Origin of the sequence: Streptomyces sp. NPDC048415 (assembly GCF_040651675.1) — a bacterium.
In the GTDB taxonomy this organism is placed as follows: Bacteria; Actinomycetota; Actinomycetes; order Streptomycetales; family Streptomycetaceae; genus Streptomyces.
In genome coordinates this window covers 286053-301727 of the sequence record NZ_JBEZKJ010000002.1, presented here as the reverse complement: position 1 = coordinate 301727, position 15675 = coordinate 286053, and the positions used below count along the sequence as shown (strand labels likewise).

16 protein-coding genes, 1 tRNA gene, 1 pseudogene and 1 riboswitch are annotated in these 15675 nt (G+C 69.8%); of the genes and pseudogenes, 13 read left to right on the top strand and 5 right to left on the bottom strand.

Going from position 1 to position 15675, the window contains the following annotated elements; genetic code table 11:
- The first annotated feature begins 77 nt into the window (after positions 1-77).
- The 3 genes from rph (at position 78) to rdgB (ending at position 2174) form a co-directional block, all read left to right on the top strand.
- The gene (gene rph / locus AB0D27_RS03025; protein ID WP_362501357.1) at positions 78-824 is read left to right on the top strand and encodes a ribonuclease PH; all 747 of its coding nucleotides are present in this window, start codon (positions 78-80) and stop codon (positions 822-824) included.
- Between the two features lie 142 nt (positions 825-966).
- Positions 967-1371, top strand: coding sequence for a hypothetical protein (locus tag AB0D27_RS03020; RefSeq protein ID WP_362501355.1), 405 nt, complete (start codon positions 967-969; stop codon positions 1369-1371).
- Between the two features lie 200 nt (positions 1372-1571).
- On the top strand, positions 1572-2174 hold the full coding sequence (rdgB, locus tag AB0D27_RS03015; protein WP_362501353.1) for an RdgB/HAM1 family non-canonical purine NTP pyrophosphatase: 603 nt from the start codon (positions 1572-1574) through the stop codon (positions 2172-2174).
- A gap of 47 nt (positions 2175-2221) precedes the next feature.
- Here the strand turns inward: rdgB and AB0D27_RS03010 are convergent.
- Both AB0D27_RS03010 and AB0D27_RS03005 read right to left on the bottom strand, forming a co-directional pair.
- Positions 2222-2305: transfer RNA gene (locus AB0D27_RS03010), tRNA-Leu, on the bottom strand.
- A 54-nt stretch (positions 2306-2359) separates the two neighbouring features.
- Positions 2360-2515, bottom strand: a pseudogene (locus AB0D27_RS03005) (HNH endonuclease); the annotation flags it as partial.
- 161 nt (positions 2516-2676) lie between these two features.
- Here AB0D27_RS03005 and AB0D27_RS03000 point away from each other — a divergent pair.
- Positions 2677-2856 carry a hypothetical protein gene (locus AB0D27_RS03000; RefSeq protein ID WP_362501351.1) on the top strand — a complete coding sequence of 60 codons (180 nt, stop codon included), beginning with the start codon at positions 2677-2679 and terminating at the stop codon, positions 2854-2856.
- A gap of 10 nt (positions 2857-2866) precedes the next feature.
- Here the strand turns inward: AB0D27_RS03000 and bcp are convergent, their stop codons facing one another.
- Positions 2867-3334, bottom strand: coding sequence for a thioredoxin-dependent thiol peroxidase (bcp, locus tag AB0D27_RS02995; RefSeq protein ID WP_362501350.1), 468 nt, complete (start codon positions 3332-3334; stop codon positions 2867-2869).
- Positions 3335-3467: 133 nt separating this feature from the next.
- On the opposite strand from bcp, the gene AB0D27_RS02990 reads away from it, so the two are divergent.
- From AB0D27_RS02990 to sugE, 3 genes are all read left to right on the top strand, one after another.
- On the top strand, positions 3468-3806 hold the full coding sequence (locus AB0D27_RS02990) for a DUF3618 domain-containing protein (protein ID WP_362501348.1): 339 nt from the start codon (positions 3468-3470) through the stop codon (positions 3804-3806).
- 43 nt (positions 3807-3849) lie between these two features.
- Positions 3850-4206, top strand: a complete 357-nt coding sequence (locus AB0D27_RS02985) for a co-chaperone GroES (protein ID WP_362501346.1) — start codon at positions 3850-3852, stop codon at positions 4204-4206.
- Positions 4207-4261: 55 nt separating this feature from the next.
- Positions 4262-4321, top strand: a riboswitch (guanidine-III (ykkC-III) riboswitch).
- A gap of 29 nt (positions 4322-4350) precedes the next feature.
- Positions 4351-4671 carry a quaternary ammonium compound efflux SMR transporter SugE gene (sugE, locus tag AB0D27_RS02980; protein WP_362501344.1) on the top strand — a complete coding sequence of 107 codons (321 nt, stop codon included), beginning with the start codon at positions 4351-4353 and terminating at the stop codon, positions 4669-4671.
- Positions 4672-4696: 25 nt separating this feature from the next.
- On the opposite strand, the gene AB0D27_RS02975 is transcribed toward sugE, so the two are convergent.
- The gene (locus AB0D27_RS02975; RefSeq protein ID WP_362501342.1) at positions 4697-7147 is read right to left on the bottom strand and encodes a transglycosylase domain-containing protein; all 2451 of its coding nucleotides are present in this window, start codon (positions 7145-7147) and stop codon (positions 4697-4699) included.
- Positions 7148-7347: 200 nt separating this feature from the next.
- On the opposite strand from AB0D27_RS02975, the gene AB0D27_RS02970 reads away from it, so the two are divergent.
- The 4 genes from AB0D27_RS02970 to AB0D27_RS02955 are packed head-to-tail and all read left to right on the top strand — an operon-like array spanning position 7348 to position 10887.
- A complete protein-coding gene (locus AB0D27_RS02970; RefSeq protein WP_362501340.1) occupies positions 7348-8148 on the top strand; it encodes an ABC-2 family transporter protein in 801 nt (266 codons plus the stop codon).
- On the top strand, positions 8141-9022 hold the full coding sequence (locus AB0D27_RS02965; protein ID WP_362501338.1) for an ABC transporter permease: 882 nt from the start codon (positions 8141-8143) through the stop codon (positions 9020-9022). The genes AB0D27_RS02970 and AB0D27_RS02965 overlap by 8 nt, the downstream gene beginning before the upstream one ends.
- A gap of 4 nt (positions 9023-9026) precedes the next feature.
- Positions 9027-9992 (top strand): ABC transporter ATP-binding protein, encoded by a 966-nt coding sequence (locus AB0D27_RS02960; protein ID WP_362501336.1) that lies wholly within the window; start codon positions 9027-9029, stop codon positions 9990-9992.
- A gap of 10 nt (positions 9993-10002) precedes the next feature.
- Positions 10003-10887, top strand: coding sequence for a DUF1707 domain-containing protein (locus AB0D27_RS02955; protein WP_362501334.1), 885 nt, complete (start codon positions 10003-10005; stop codon positions 10885-10887).
- Positions 10888-11160: 273 nt separating this feature from the next.
- On the opposite strand, the gene AB0D27_RS02950 is transcribed toward AB0D27_RS02955, so the two are convergent.
- Positions 11161-12519 (bottom strand): SGNH/GDSL hydrolase family protein, encoded by a 1359-nt coding sequence (locus AB0D27_RS02950; RefSeq protein WP_362501332.1) that lies wholly within the window; start codon positions 12517-12519, stop codon positions 11161-11163.
- A gap of 178 nt (positions 12520-12697) precedes the next feature.
- Here AB0D27_RS02950 and AB0D27_RS02945 point away from each other — a divergent pair, with 178 nt between their 5' ends.
- Positions 12698-14095, top strand: coding sequence for a DUF445 domain-containing protein (locus AB0D27_RS02945; RefSeq protein ID WP_362501330.1), 1398 nt, complete (start codon positions 12698-12700; stop codon positions 14093-14095).
- Between the two features lie 80 nt (positions 14096-14175).
- Complete coding sequence (locus AB0D27_RS02940; protein WP_362501328.1) at positions 14176-15675, top strand: MFS transporter; 1500 nt, start codon at positions 14176-14178, stop codon at positions 15673-15675.

The following is a 15675-nucleotide window of genomic DNA, read 5'->3' as shown; positions in this document are numbered from 1 at the left end:
AGCCCTGGCTCACCCCCGAGGGGCTGCTTCCGTCACCGGAGGCAGCCCCTCACCCGTATACGGCTAGGCTCAACGCCATGTCTCGTATCGACGGCCGCACCCCCGAACAACTGCGCCCCATCACCATCCAGCGCGGCTGGAGCAAGCACGCCGAGGGCTCCGTCCTCGTCTCCTTCGGCGACACCAAGGTCTTCTGCACCGCCTCCGTCACCGAAGGCGTCCCGCGCTGGCGCAAGGGCAGCGGCGAGGGCTGGGTCACCGCCGAATACTCCATGCTTCCCCGCGCCACCAACACCCGCGGCGACCGCGAGTCGGTCCGCGGCAAGATCGGCGGCCGCACCCACGAAATCTCCCGCCTCATCGGCCGCTCCCTGCGCGCCGTCATCGACTACAAGGCGCTCGGCGAGAACACCATCGTCCTCGACTGCGACGTCCTCCAGGCCGACGGCGGCACGCGTACGGCGGCGATCACCGGCGCGTACGTGGCACTGGCCGACGCCGTCGCCTGGGCCCAGCGCAAGAAGCTGGTCAAGGCAGGCCGCCGACCCCTGACGGGCACGGTCTCCGCCGTCTCCGTCGGCATCGTCGGCGGAGTCCCGCTCCTCGACCTCTGCTACGAGGAGGACGTGAAGGCCGACACCGACATGAACGTCGTCTGCACCGGCGACGGCCGCTTCGTCGAGGTCCAGGGCACGGCGGAGGCGGAGCCCTTCGACCGCAAGGAGCTGAACGCGCTCCTCGACCTGGCCGTCGCGGGCTGCGACGAACTCGCCGTCATCCAGCGCACCGCACTCGAGACGACCGCCGAGGCAACCGCACGTTAACCCTTCGCGTTCTTAGGGGTACGGGCGTACGGTCCAGCCGTGCGCCCGTCGACCACGTCACGGGCCGAGCCGGCCACATCACCGGTGGGGCCGACCCACGGCGTGGCCGGACCACACCATGCCCACGGGGAGGGACCGTTCCATGGCCGCGCGCCAACGCCACCGCCATCGTCGCCGCACCGCCGCACTGGCCGTCGCCGCCGCACTCGTCGCCCTGCCGGCTGCCGTCGGCTGCGACGCCGTCGACAAGGCCCTGGACTGCGTCCACACCGCCGACTCCATCGCCGACAGCGTCACCGACCTCCAGCAGGCCGTCGAGAACGCGGCGAACGACCCGACGCAGACCGACGCGTCTCTCAACTCCATAGAGAAGAACCTCGACAAGATCGGCGACAAGACCGACAACGCCGACGTCAACAAGGCGGTCGACGACCTCAACACGGCCGTCGGCAACGTCCGTACGGCCGTCAAGAACGGCGACAGCACCCCGGACATCAGCCCCGTCACGGACGCGGCGGGCGAACTGACGAAGGTGTGCACTCCGTAACGGCGCCCCGCGCGCGTGCATCCCGTAACGGCGCCTCACCTGTGTGCAGCCCGTAAAGGCGCTTCGCGCGTGCACCCCCGTAACGGCGCTTCACGCGTGTGCACGCCGGTAGCGGCGCTTCGCGCGTGCACCCCCGTAACGGCGCTTCACGCGCATGCACCCCGTAACGGCGCTTCGCGTCAGTGGTGATACTGGACGGCATGACCCGCCTGATCCTCGCCACGCGCAACGCCGGAAAGATCACCGAGCTGAAGGCCATCCTCGCCGACGCCGGTCTCACCCATGACCTCGTCGGCGCGGACGCCTACCCCGACATCCCCGACGTCAAGGAAACCGGCGTCACCTTCGCCGAGAACGCCTTGCTGAAGGCCCACGCCCTTGCCCAGGCCACCGGCCTCCCGGCCGTCGCCGACGACTCCGGCCTCTGCGTCGACGTCCTGAACGGCGCCCCCGGCATCTTCTCCGCCCGCTGGGCGGGGCGGCACGGCGACGACAGGGCCAACCTCGACCTGCTCCTCGCCCAGCTCGCCGACATCGACGACTCGCACCGCGGCGCCCACTTCGCCTGCGCGGCGGCTCTCGCTCTGCCCGACGGCACGGAACGGGTCGTCGAGGGCCAGCTGCGGGGCACGTTGCGCCACACGCCGGTCGGCACGAACGGCTTCGGCTACGACCCGATCCTCCAGCCGGAGGGGGAGAGGCGGACGTGCGCGGAGCTGTCTGCTGAGGAGAAGAACGCGATCAGCCACCGGGGGAAGGCGTTCCGGGAGCTGGTGGCGGTGGTTCGGGAGTTGTTGGGCTGAGCGGAAACGGCCTGCGCCCCATCAGGGGCGCAGGCCGTTTCGACGAATGCGGCGGAAGGGATTCGAACCCTCAAACCCTGTCACGGGTCACTGGACCTAAACCAGCTGTGTCGCCATTGCACCACCGCCGCCAACTGCCGACCACTGAACTCGGTCGGCGGCATTCAGTGTACGGGGGCCCTCGGTCACCCCGCGAGGTGCCTCGACTCCTTCCTGCGACACCACGTCTCCGTCAGCGCATGGCAGTTCGGACATAGGTACCGCCGGTTCTCCTGGCGATTGTCGTGCCAGTCCCCGTTGATGTGATCGATCTGCAAGGTGATGGTGCGGCCCAGCCACTCGCCGGGATTGCCGGTCGATGTTGGAGAAGTGGCTGATGTCGATGCCCGACGCGGTGATGCGGCGTCGAATGTGCGAGAGCGTGCCGGTGGCGCGACCTGTCCGAGTTCCGGGGGGTGTTACCCAAGCCGGACGGGACGTTCCGTAGGGAGCGGTTCGAGGCGTGCCGTCCGGGAAGTCGTCGTCCGTACCCCGGGCCGTGGGAGGTTGGGACAGCAACCCGGGCGCCGTGTGCTTCTGGCGTAGCGTCGCCGCCGAGATCGCCTCCGGCGCCTGGGTGGAGGAGCGCAGGCCGGTGCCGGGGCGACCGGACCTGCCTCCCGATGTGTGGATCTCGTTCTGATCCGGGAGTCTCAGATCCCCAGGTCCTTGATGATCTTCGCCACGTGACCCGTCGCCTTTACGTTGTAGAACGCCTGCTCGACCTTGCCCTCCTCGTCCACGACGATCGTGGAGCGGATGACGCCGACGTAGGTCTTGCCGTAGTTCTTCTTCTCGCCGTAGGCGCCGTAGGACTCGATGACGGTCGTGTCGGGGTCGCCGGCGAGGGTGACCTTCAGGGACTCCTTTTCGCGGAACTTGGCGAGCTTCTCGGGCTTGTCGGGGGAGACGCCGATGACGTCGTACCCGGCGGAAGCGAGGAGGTCGAGGTTGTCGGTGAAGTCGCAGGCCTGCTTCGTGCAGCCGGGGGTCAGGGCGGCCGGGTAGAAGTAGACGATGACCTTGCGGCCCTTGTGGTCGGCGAGGGAGACCTCGTTGCCGTCGGCGTCGGGCAGGGTGAAGGCGGGGGCGGTGTCGCCGGGCTGGAGTCGCTCGCTCATCGGTACCTCACTGGCCGGAGATGGTTACGGAACTACGGAACGAGCGTAATGGGGGTGCCGAGGGGTGCGCGGCGGCCCGAGCTGACAGACTGTCGGAGGCACAGAATCAGAACACGACCACGGAGGCAGCGCGGTGTCGGATACGTCGAGAACGTCGGATACCAGGACTCCGGCGGAGATCGAGGCGGACATCAAGCGCCGCCGCGAAACTCTCGCCGAGACGCTCGACGAGATCGGCGTGCGCGTGCACCCGAAGACGATCGTGGGCGACGCGAAGGCCAAGGTCGCCTCGAACATCGATCACACGCTGGGCCGCGCCTATGTCGGCGTCAACCGCGTCGTCAGCGATGTGAAGGGCCAGCTCGTCACCGAGGAGGGCGCGCCGCGGCTCGAGCGCATCCTGCCGGTGGCCCTGGTCGTGGTGGGCTTTGTCGGACTGTTCGCCGTGGGCTCGCGGCGACGCAAGCGCTGACCCACCCGCGTACGAAAGCGGTCGAGGCAGGTAGGTTCGGGGCGTGAGCGCCAATCGGGATAAGCACAGCACCCATGACGACAAGTTGCCCATCCGGATGCTGCACGACCGCGTGCTGGTGCGGCAGGACGCCGCCGAGGGCGAGCGGCGGTCCGGCGGCGGCATCCTGATCCCCGCGACGGCGGCCGTCGGCCGTCGCCTCGCGTGGGCCGAGGTCGTCGCGGTCGGGCAGAACGTCCGGACGGTGGAGCCGGGCGACCGTGTCCTGTACGACCCCGAGGACCGCGCCGAGGTCGAGGTGCGCGGGATCGCCTATGTGCTGATGCGCGAGCGGGATCTGCACGCCGTGGCCGCGGACCGCTTCGAGGGGTCCGAGGACTCGACCGGCCTGTACCTGTAAATCGCAGCCAAGCGGGGCTGGTGACTACCGTCACCAGCCCTTTTTGCCGTCTGTTTGCTACCTTCGAAGGACCCCGACGAGACGCGCCGTACCGGGACCGCAAAGACGACGCACCCCTGTTGATTGATCACGGAGGTGCCTGTCATGGCCTGGATCCTGTTGCTCGTCGCCGGTCTGCTCGAAGTCGGCTGGTCGACCGGCATGAAGTACACCGACGGTTTCACCCGGCTGGTCCCGAGCGTCCTCACGGGCGCGGGCATCGCCGCCAGCATGGTCCTGCTGTCGTACGCCGCCAAGTCTCTTCCCATCGGCACGGCCTACGGCGTGTGGGTCGGCATCGGCGCGACCGGCGCGGCGGTGCTCGGCATGGTCGTCCTCGGCGAACCGGCGACCGCCGCCCGGATCTTCTTCGTCTGCCTGCTGCTGGTGGCGGTGGTGGGGCTGAAGGTCACGTCGGGCCACTGATGTGGGGGCCCTGAGGCCATCTGCCTCAGGGCTTTCTTGACGTCAGGCCGCTCAGCGGACCAGCCCCCGCGGTGGTGCCGCCTCCCGTGGTCCCGCCGTCCGTCGTGCCGCCGTCCGTGGTCCCGCCGTCCGTCGTGCCTGCGGTGGTGGTGCCGCCGTCCGTCGTGCCTCCGGTGGTGGTGTCGCCGTTCGTCGTGCCGCCCGTGGTGGTCGTGTCGCCCGCGGTGCTGCCGCCGCCGGTCGTCTGGCCCTGGGTCTGGCCGTTCGTCTGGCCCTGCGTCTGGCCTTGGGTGGGGCCTTGGTTCTGGCCCTGGGTGTCCTGGCCGCCGGTGGGGGTGGCGGTGCCGGTGCCGTTGGTGGGCGGGGTGGTGGGTTCGAATGTGGGGGGTTCCGGCTGCTCGGCGCCCGGCTGGAGCTGGAGGTCGAAGTCCGTGGCGGCGGTGCCCTTGAGGGCGGCCTTGGTGAACTGGGCCCAGATCCGGGCGGGGTAGGCGCCGCCGTTGATGCGGGGCTCGCCGAGGGCGCCGTACAGGGACTTGTGGGCGCCCGTCTCGGGGTCCTGGCCCATGACGGAGACGACGGTGGCGAGGTCGGGGGTGTAGCCCGCGAACCAGGCGGCCTGGTCCTCCTCGGCGGTGCCGGTCTTGCCGGCGGCGGGCCGGCCGGCGTTCTGCGCGGCCGTGCCGGTGCCGCCCTCGACGACGCTCTGCAGGACGGAGGTGGTGGTGTCCGCGGCCTCGCGGCTCACCGCCTGCTTGGTGTCCTGGGCCGGCAGCTTCACATCCTCCGCGCCGTCCTTGGTGATCTTCTCGACGATCGTGTACGTGCCGTGCTTGCCGTGGTTCGCGAGCGTGGCGTACGCCTGCGCCATGTCGAGGACGCTGGCGGTGGCCGGGCCGAGCGCGATGGAGGGGGTCGCGGTGAGGTCGGGAGTGTGGGAGGGGATGCCGAGGTCGAGGGCGGTCCGCTTGACCTTGTCGGGGCCGACGTCCACGGCCATCTGCGCGTACACCGAGTTGACCGACTTGTCGGTGGCGGTGCGCACGGTGATGTCGCCGTAGGAGAAGCCGTCCTCGTTCTCGGGCGCGTAGGGGCCGCCGTTCCAGCCCTGTACGGGGCGCTTGGTGGTTCCGTCGTAGATCGTGTTCGGGGTGATGACGCGGCCGTCCTGGGTCTGCGATCCGTTCTGTACGGCCGAGGTGAAGACGAACGGCTTGAAGGTGGAGCCGACTTGGTAGTCACGGCGGGTGGCGTTGTTGACGTACTGCTTGGTGTAGTCGATGCCTCCGTACATCGCGACGACCTTGCCGCTGGCCGGGTCGATGGCGACGCCGCCCGCGCGGACGTAGGTGTCGACCTTGCGGTTCTTCTTGTCGAGCTTGTTCATCACCTGGTCGTCGACGGCCTTGATGAAGGCGTCCTGCTTGGGCTTTTGCAGGGTGGTCGTGATGCGGTAGCCGCCGATCCGCAGGGTGTCCTCGTCGATGATCTTGTTCTCGAAGAGGTAGTCGTTCACGGCCTTCACGAGGTAGCCGCGCTGCCCGGACATCCCGGCCGCGACCACCGACTGTTTCGGCTCGGGGAACGTGACCTTGTCGCGTGCCGCCTGGGTGAGCCACTTCTTCTTGACCAGGCCGTCGAGTACGTAGTTCCAGCGGGCCAGGGCCGCGGACTTGTTCTCGGGGTGCGCGATCACGTCGTACTCGCTGGGCGCGTTGAGGAGGGCGGCGAGGTAGGCGCCCTGGCCGACGGTGAGGTCTCTCGCCTCGACGCCGTAGTAGGCCTGGGCGGCGGCCTGGATGCCGTACGCGTTGCGGCCGTAGTAACTGGTGTTGAGGTAGCCCTCGAGGATGTCGTCCTTGCTCTTCTCGCGGTCGAGCTTGATGGAGATGAAGAACTCCTTGATCTTCCGCGTGGCGGTCTGCTCCTGGCCGAGGTAGTAGTTCTTCACGTACTGCTGGGTGATCGTCGAGCCGGACTGCCTGCCCTTGCCGGTGGCCGTGTTCCAGCCGGCGCGGATCATCGCCTTGGGGTCGATCGCCGACTCGGTGTAGAAGTCGCGGTCCTCGGCGGCGAGCGTCGCGTGCTGGGCGTCCTTGGAGATCTGCGCGAGCGTGACGTTCTCGCGGTTGACCTCGCCGTCGCGGGCGAGTTCGCTGCCGTCGGCGTACAGGTAGACGTTGCTCTGCTTGGTCGCGGCGGCGTTCGCGGGCGGGATGTTCACCAGGTAGTAGCCGAGCGCGAACAGGCCGATCAGGAGCAGTATCACGCCGAGGAACGTGCCGAGCACGATCCGCCAGGTGGGGATGAGCCGGCGCCAGCCGGTGCGCTTCCGCTTCTGTTTCTTGCCGGGCTTGCCCGGTGCCCCCTGCGGCACCGGTCCCGGTCCCGGTCCCGGACCCGGCCCCGGTCCTTGTTCCGGTTCCCTGGGTGCCCAGCCCTGGCTCTGCTGCTGCGGCTGCGGCTCGTCGCTCATGTGTCGCCGGACTCCTGTTTCGCGTGCGTACGTTCCCGTACGCCCTCGTACGCCTTGTGCGCCCCCTCTTGAAGACTGTCGCACCATGCGTTCCGTTCCCTGTTCCCGGCACGCGTCGCGCCCGGAAAATGCCTGGCGGCCACGTCAACCCGGGGCTAGGCTCCTGCGCTTTGGCTCAACACGGCGGAGAGGACGGTGTGGTGGGCACAGGGCGCTTGTACGCGGCCGTCGCGGTCGGCGGATTCCGGCGCTACGCCACCTATCGGACCGCGACGGCGGCGGGGGTGTTCACCAACACGGTCTTCGGGTTGATCCTCGCGTACATCTTCATCGCACTGTGGGACGACAGGCCGCACCTCGGCGGCTACGACCAGGCGCAGGCGCTCAGTTATGTATGGCTGGGCCAAGCGCTGCTCATGGTGGTGGCGGTGATGGGCGGCGGCTTCGAGGACGAGCTGATCGAGCGAATCCGTACGGGTGACATCGCGATCGACCTGTACCGGCCGGCCGACCTCCAGCTGTGGTGGCTGGCGCAGGACATGGGCCGGGCGCTGTTCCATCTGCTGGGGCGCGGTGTGGTCCCGCTGGCGTTCGGGGCGTTCTTCTTCGACCTGGCGCTGCCCGCCAACCCGCTGACCTGGCTGGCCTTTCTGGTCGCGGTCGTCCTCGGGGTGGCCGTCAGCTTCGCCATCCGCTTCCTGGTGGCGCTGTCCGCGTTCTGGCTCATGGACGGGGCGGGCGTGGCCCAACTGGCGTTCATCGCGGGGATCTTCTGCTCGGGGATGCTGCTGCCGCTGAACGTCTTCCCTGGCGCGCTCGGCGAGTTGGTCCGCGCCCTGCCCTGGTCCTCGCTCATCCAGGCGCCGGCGGACGTCCTGCTCGGCACGGCCGATCCCCTGGACACGTACCTCTTCCAGGCGGCCTGGGCGGCCGGGCTGCTCGCGGCCGGGCGGCTGCTCCAGTCGGTGGCGACACGGAGGGTGGTGGTGCAGGGTGGTTAGCTCCGTCGAGGTCGAGGACAGGCCGAGGGCGGCTGCCTGGCCGCCCGAGCGGCAGAGCGCGTACGAGCGTGTACGCGACGGTCTGCGCGCCTACCGCATGATCGCCGCCATGTGGATCCGCTCCACGATGGCCTACCGCGCCTCGTTCGCGATGGCCACCTTCGGCAACTTCGCGGCGACGGCCCTGGACTTCGTCGCGAAGTTGCTGATGTTCTCGCAGGTCGACCGGCTCGGGGGCTACAGCCTGCCCGAGGTCGCCTTCCTGTACGGCATCGCGGGCACCGCCTTCGGGATCGCGGACCTGGCGTTCGGCTCGATGGACCGGCTCGGGCGGCGGGTGCGGGACGGCACCCTCGACACGCTTCTGGTGCGCCCCGTGCCGGTCCTCGCGCAGATCGCCGCGGACCGCTTCGCGCTGCGCCGCCTCGGCCGGATCACCCAGGGCGTGCTGGTCCTCGGGTACGCGATCGCCGTACTCGACATCTCCTGGACGCCGCTGCGCCTGCTGCTGATCCCGCTGATGCTGCTCAGCGGCGGCGCGATCTTCGCGGCCGTGTTCGTGGCGGGCGGGGCCTTCCAGTTCGTCGCCCAGGACGCCTCCGAGGTGCAGAACTCCTTCACGTACGGCGGCAATACGCTCCTGCAGTACCCGCCGACCGTCTTCGCCCAGGACCTCCTGCGCGGGGTGACGTACGTCTTCCCGCTCGCCTTCGTCAACTGGCTGCCCGCGCTGTATGTGCTGGGGCGGCCCTATCCGCTCGACCTGCCGACGTGGGTCGCCTTCACACCGCCGCTGGTGGCGGCGGGCTGCTGCGCGCTGGCGGGCATCGCCTGGCGGGCGGGGCTTCGGTCGTATCGGAGTACGGGGAGTTAGCGACGTGGACAGTGATTTCATCCAGCTCGACGGTGTCGAGAAGGTCTTCGACGTGCGCAAGAAGACCGGCTTCCTGCGCAGCGAGCGGAGGCAGGTGCGGGCCGTCGACTCCCTCACCTTCACCGTGCCGCGCGGCGAGATGGTCGGCTACATCGGCCCGAACGGCGCGGGCAAGTCGACCACCATCAAGATGCTGACCGGCATCCTCACCCCGAGCGGTGGCCGCCTGCGTGTCGCCGGCATCGACCCGTCGCGCGAGCGCACCCGGCTCGCGCGGCGCATCGGGGTCGTGTTCGGGCAGCGCACGACCCTGTGGTGGGACCTTCCGCTGATCGACTCGTACGCGCTGATGCACCGCATGTACCGGATCCCGGACGGGCGTTACCGCGAGAACCTCGACCGTTGTGTCGAACTCCTTGAACTCGGCGCGCTGTTGGACGTACCCGTCCGGCAGCTCTCCCTCGGCCAGCGGATGCGCGGTGACATCGCGGCGGCCCTGCTGCACGACCCGGAGGTGCTCTACCTCGACGAGCCGACGATCGGGCTCGACGTGATCAGCAAGGCCCGGGTGCGGGAGTTCCTGCGTGACCTGAACGCCGAGCGCGGCACGACCGTCCTGCTCACCACGCACGACCTCACCGACATCGAGCAGCTGTGCCGGCGGGTGATGGTCATCGACCACGGGCGGCTGATGTACGACGGTCCGCTGACCGGGCTGCATGAGGTGGGGGAGAGCGAACGCACCCTCGTGGTCGACCTGGAGCGGGAGCTTCCGCCGATCGAGGTGGAGTCGGCGCGGGTGGTGAAGGTGGAGGGGCCGCGGCAGTGGCTGGCCTTCCCCGCAGCCGAGTCGGCGGCTCCGCTGGTGGCGCGGATCGCGGCCCGGTACCCGCTGGTGGACCTTTCGGTGCGGGAGCCGGACATCGAGGCCGTCATCAGCCGCATGTACGAAGGGAAAGCGGTCTCGTAGGCTGACTCCCATGACCGACGCTGTGTCTTCCGGGGGGATAGACCCCAGGCCCTCCGATTCGGGGCTGCGAGCATCCGACGCCGATCGTGAACGAGTCTCCGAGCAGCTGAGGGACGCCCTCGCTGAGGGCCGCCTCGACATGGAGGAGTTCGAGGAACGGCTGGAGGCGACGTACAAGGCGCGTACGTACGGGGAGTTGGCGCCGATCACCCGCGATCTGCCGGGTGCGGCGGCCGTGGCCCCCGTCTCCATGGTCAAACCGCCTGCCGAGAGCGGGAGTTGGGCGGGGCGGATCGTCGGTGGCGAGGGCTCTTCCTCGTGGGGTGTCGCCATCCTGTCGGGCTTCGAGCGCAAGGGCAGCTGGACGGTGCCCCGGCGCTTCAACTCCTTCGCCTTCATGGGCGGCGGGGAGATCGACCTGCGCGAGGCGAACTTCGCGGACCGCGAGGTCGTCGTCAACTGCGTCGCGATCATGGGCGGCGTGAACATCGTCGTACCGCCCGGCGTCGAGGTCGTCGTCCGCGGCCTCGGCATCATGGGCGGCTTCGACCACCGCGAGGAGGGCCGGCCCGGGGATCCCGGCGCGCCCCGCGTGATCGTGACCGGGTTCGCCTTCTGGGGCGGCGTCGGCGTCGAACGCAAACTGACCCGCGCCGAGCGCCAGCGCCTCAAGGAGGAGCGCCGCCAGGAGAAACTGGAACGCAAGGCGTCCCGCAAGGAGCTCGACGGTTCGAGGACCGACGGCCCCGACGACATGTACGACGCCCTCGACGAGGCCCGCGACCTCATCCGCGAACGCCACGAGGAACGCCGCGAACGGCACGAGGAGCGCCGGGAGCGACACAGGGAACGTCGGCAGGACAGGGACAGGCGCCGCCGCCACGGGGGCTATTGACCGGGGGCCGACCGGAGCGCCCCGCCAGGGGCGCGGGGCTGGCTCCGCCGCGCGGGCGCGACCAGCCACGATGGCGCCGCACCAGGGCGACGACGGGGACCACTCCGGGGGCGCGGGGGCTGTGACACTGTGCGGCCCCGCCGCGCGGGCGCGACCAGCCACGATGGCGCCGCACCAGGGCGACGACGGGGACCACCCCGGGGGCGCGGGGCTGTGACTTTTTGCGGCTCCGCCGCGCGGGCGCGACCAGCCACAACGGACCCGGACCCGGGGTCACAGCTCCGCCGGAGCAGACCCCTTCAGTTCCCCGAGGTCAAAGACCCCGGCCATCCGCGCGTATCCCTTGTCGCTGGGGTGCAAGTGATCCCCCGAGTCATAGTCGGCCCGCAGCCGTCGCGGGTCGTACGGATCCCGCAACGCCGCGTCGAAGTCGACGACCGCGTCGTACACCTTCCCCGCCCGGATCTCCGCGTTGACGGCCTGCCGCACCGCCTCCCGGGCCCCGGTGTACCCCCGGTGCCCCTGAAACGGCATCAGGGTCGCCCCCACGACCCGCAGTCCACGGGCGTGCGCCTGCCCCACGAGTCGCCGCAGTCCGTCGGTGATCGTGGCGGGATCGACCTGGCTGGGGTTGCGCAGGATGTCGTTGACGCCGAGGTCGATGACGACGGCCTTGACGTTCGTACGGTCGAGCACGTCACGCCCGAACCGGGCCAGGCCACTGGGATTGTCGGCCGGGCGGCCAAGGCCCGCGGCGAGGATCTGGTTCCCGCTGATCCCTTGGTTGACGACGCTGTAGCGCGGCGTGTCGCCCGAACCGGCGGCGGCGCGCAGCCGGTCCGAAAGGACGTCGGTCCAGCGGTGGTTGGCCCCGACGGTGGAGGTGATGCCGTCGGTCAGCGAGTCGCCCAGGACGACGACGGTGCCCGCCGCCTCGTCGCTCAGCACGTCGAGCGCGGTCAGATAACGCCAGTACTCGCTCTGCTCGGTGTACGCGGTGCCGGTCACATCCTCCGTGCGGTCGCCCTCGGCGACGTACGAGATCTGCCGTGCGTGCGGGTGGTAGGTGACCGGGCCGGACTGGATGGGGGAGTACGTGGTGACGAGGACGTCCGAGCCGTGCGGGATCCGCACGCGTACGGCGTCGCTCAACGCCTGCTGCCCGGCCGGGATGATGACCGAGGTGCTGCCGCCGAAGGTGAGCCGGCGCATGGTGTCGGCCGCGGCGGCGGCGTCGTTCACGGTCGCGGCGACGGCGATCGTGGCGTGCGTGATGCTCAGCGGTTGCTGCCCGTAGAGATTGGACAGCGTGACGCGGGCACTCGTCCCTCCGGCCGCCGCGTGCACGACGTTGCGCACGGAGCGGCCCGTCATGCCGTTCGTCTCGGTGCCGGGTTCGGCTCCGACGGGGGAGGCCGACCAGGCGCCGACCCAGGTGCCGGTGGAGGCGGGGGCGGCCGAGTTGTGCGGGGCGCGGCCGGCGGCGAGGTTGTTCTGGTCGCTGCCCTCGTCGGCCGAGACGCCGACGTATATGGCGGCGGAAAGGACCAGGACCACGGCGATGATCGAGGCGAGCAGGGCGCCGTGCCTTACGGGGGACACCCCCGCACCCCCGGCGTGACGCTTGGTCATGCGCGTGCGTGTCTCCTCGGGCGATGGGAGCCCGAGGCTCCGATGTGATGACCCCATGATGCGTCATGGAGTGAAGGGACACCGACACACCCCCTAAGGGGCCCCCTGGTCGATTCCCCATCCGAACAGACGCCGGGAACTCCTGTTCCGTTCCAGGAGTCGGTCAGGAAGGGACAATGTGTACGAGGTCACCGGACGGGTGGAGCGGATGGAACGTACGAAACGGGAAGAAGCGGGCGCCGAGGGTCAGCATGCCCGGCCCGGTGCCGCCGTGAACCCGGCGACGACCGTCCCCGGTCCGCCGGGCCGGGCGATGACCTCCTTCAGCGCCGCCGACGAGGAGAAGCGCCGCGGTGTCCGCCGGATGAAGGCGACGGCGGCAGGCCTGCTGCTCTTCGTCGCGGTGGTCTACGTCCTCGCCCAGTGGGCGTCGAACGAGGGCGCGGGCGCCTGGGCCGGATATGTGGCGGCAGCCGCCGAGGCCGGCATGGTCGGCGCGCTCGCCGACTGGTTCGCGGTCACCGCCCTCTTCCGCCACCCGCTCGGCATTCCCATCCCGCACACCGCGATCATCCCCAACAAGAAGGACCAGCTGGGCGTCTCCCTGGGCGAGTTCGTCGGCGAGAACTTCCTCTCCGAAGAGGTCGTACGACTTCGGCTGCGCGCCGTCGGCATCGGCAGCCGGCTCGGCGCCTGGCTCGCCGAACCGGAGCACGCCGACCGCGTGACCGCCGAGCTGGCGACCGCGCTGCGGGGTGCACTGACGGTCCTGCGGGACTCGGACGTCCAGGCGGTGGTCGGTGAGGCGATCACGCGCCGGGCGGACGCTCAGGAGATCGCCCCCGGCATAGGGAAGATGCTGGAGAAGATCGTCGGGGACGGCGGCCACAGGCGGGTCGTGGACCTGATCTGCGTACGGGCCCAGGACTGGCTGGTGGTGCACGACGACGAGATCATGAACGCGGTGCAGGGCGGCGCACCCGGCTGGACCCCGCGTTTCGTCGACAAGAAGGTTGGCGAGCGGGTCTACAAGGAGCTGCTCCGCTTCGTCACCGAAATGCGCGACGCCCCCACCCACCCGGCCCGCGGCGCCCTCGACCGCTTCCTCACCGACTTCGCCTCCGACCTGCAGTCCGACACCGACACCCGGGCCCGCGTGGAGCGCCTCAAGGGCGAGGTGCTGGGCCGCGGCGAGGTCCAGGACCTGATCGCCTCCGCCTGGACGGCCGTACGGTCGATGATCGTGTCCGCCGCGGAGGACGAGCGCAGCGAGCTGCGGCTGCGCGTGCGGGCCTCTCTGCTGTCGCTGGGCGCCCGCATGGCCACCGAGCCCAAGCTCCAGGCCAAGGTCGACCGCTGGGTGGAGGGCGCGGCGGTGTATGTCGTGACGACGTACCGGCGCGAGATCACCTCCCTTATCACCGACACCGTCGCGGGCTGGGACGCCGAGCACACCACCAAGAAGATCGAGGCCCACATCGGACGCGATCTCCAGTTCATCCGGATCAACGGCACGGTGGTCGGCTCGCTGGCGGGGCTGCTGATCTACGTGGTGTCGCGGACGCTGGGCGCGTAAGGGTGGGGCGGTGACCCGCCAGGAGTGAGTACCCGGAGGTGGGGGCACCCGGAAGAGGTTCGCTCGAAGGAGAGGGAGCCATGACCGCAGCAGCCTCACCCGCCCCAGTGCCCGCCTCCACCGGAACCGTCACGACGAACGTTCCCGCCCGTCTGGACCGGCTGCCGTGGTCCCGCTGGCACTGGATGATCGTGGTGGGCCTGGGAACGGTGTGGATCCTGGACGGCCTGGAAGTCACCACCGTCGGCAACATCGCGAGCCGGCTCTCCGAGTCCGGCAGCGGGCTGCCCATCTCCTCCGCGCAGGTCACCGGCATCGCGGCGGCACTGTATGTGGCGGGCGCCTGCGTGGGCGCCCTCTTCTTCGGCTGGCTGACCGACCGGCACGGCCGCAAGAAGCTCTTCATGGTCACGCTCGTCGTCTATCTTTCGGCGACCGCGCTGACCGCGCTGTCCTTCCACTCCTGGTGGTTCTTCACCTTCCGGTTCCTCACCGGCTTCGGCATCGGCGGTGAATACGCGGCCATCAACTCGGCGATCGACGAGCTCATCCCGGCCCGGTTCCGCGGCCGGGTCGACCTGATCATCAACGGCAGTTACTGGCTCGGCGCGATCGGCGGCGCGCTGCTGTCCATCGTCATGCTGAACACCGCCATCTTCCCCAAGGACCTCGGCTGGCGGTTCACCTTCGCCCTGGGAGTCGTCCTCGGACTGGTCATCCTGCTGGTCAGGCGGCATGTGCCGGAGAGTCCGCGATGGCAGTTCATCCATGGCCGGGGCGAGAGCGCGGAGCGGCTGGTCGCGTCCGTGGAGCGGGAGATCGAGCGGGAGAAGGGCGAATCGCTGCCGCCCGCGGAGCGTGAGATCACCATCCAGCAGCGCGAGAGCATCGGCTTCGGCGTCATCGCCAAGACCGTCTTCCGGCGCTATCCGAAACGGGCCGTGCTGGGTCTCGCCCTCTTCATCGGCCAGGCCTTCCTCTACAACGCGATCACCTTCGGCTTCGGCGCCATCCTCACCAAGTTCTTCGCCGTGCCCTCCGGCGGCACCGGCTACTACTTCGCCGTCATCGCGGCCGGCAACTTCCTCGGCCCGCTGCTGCTCGGCAAGCTCTTCGACACGGTCGGCCGCCGGGTGATGATCTCCTCGACGTACCTCATCTCGGGCATCCTGCTCTTCGGCACGGCCTGGCTCTTCGACCGTGGCTCGCTGAGCGCGGTGACGCTGACGGCGTGCTGGTGCGTGGTGCTGTTCTTCGCGTCCGCGGGCGCCTCCAGCGCGTACCTCACCGTCTCGGAGATCTTCCCGATGGAGACCCGCGCGATGGCCATCGCCTTCTTCTACGCCATCGGCACCGCCGCGGGCGGTATCAGCGGGCCGCTGGTCTTCGCCGACCTCACGCAGTCCGGCGTGGTCGGCGACACGGTGCTCGCCTTCCAGATCGGCGCAGCCCTGATGTGCGCCGCGGGCCTGGTCGCCGCGTTCCTCGCGGTGAACGCGGAGCGGCGCTCGTTGGAGGACATCGCGACTCCGCTGTCGGTGGCGCCGGTGGAGACTGCGGCGGCGTCTTCGGCGAGGTGA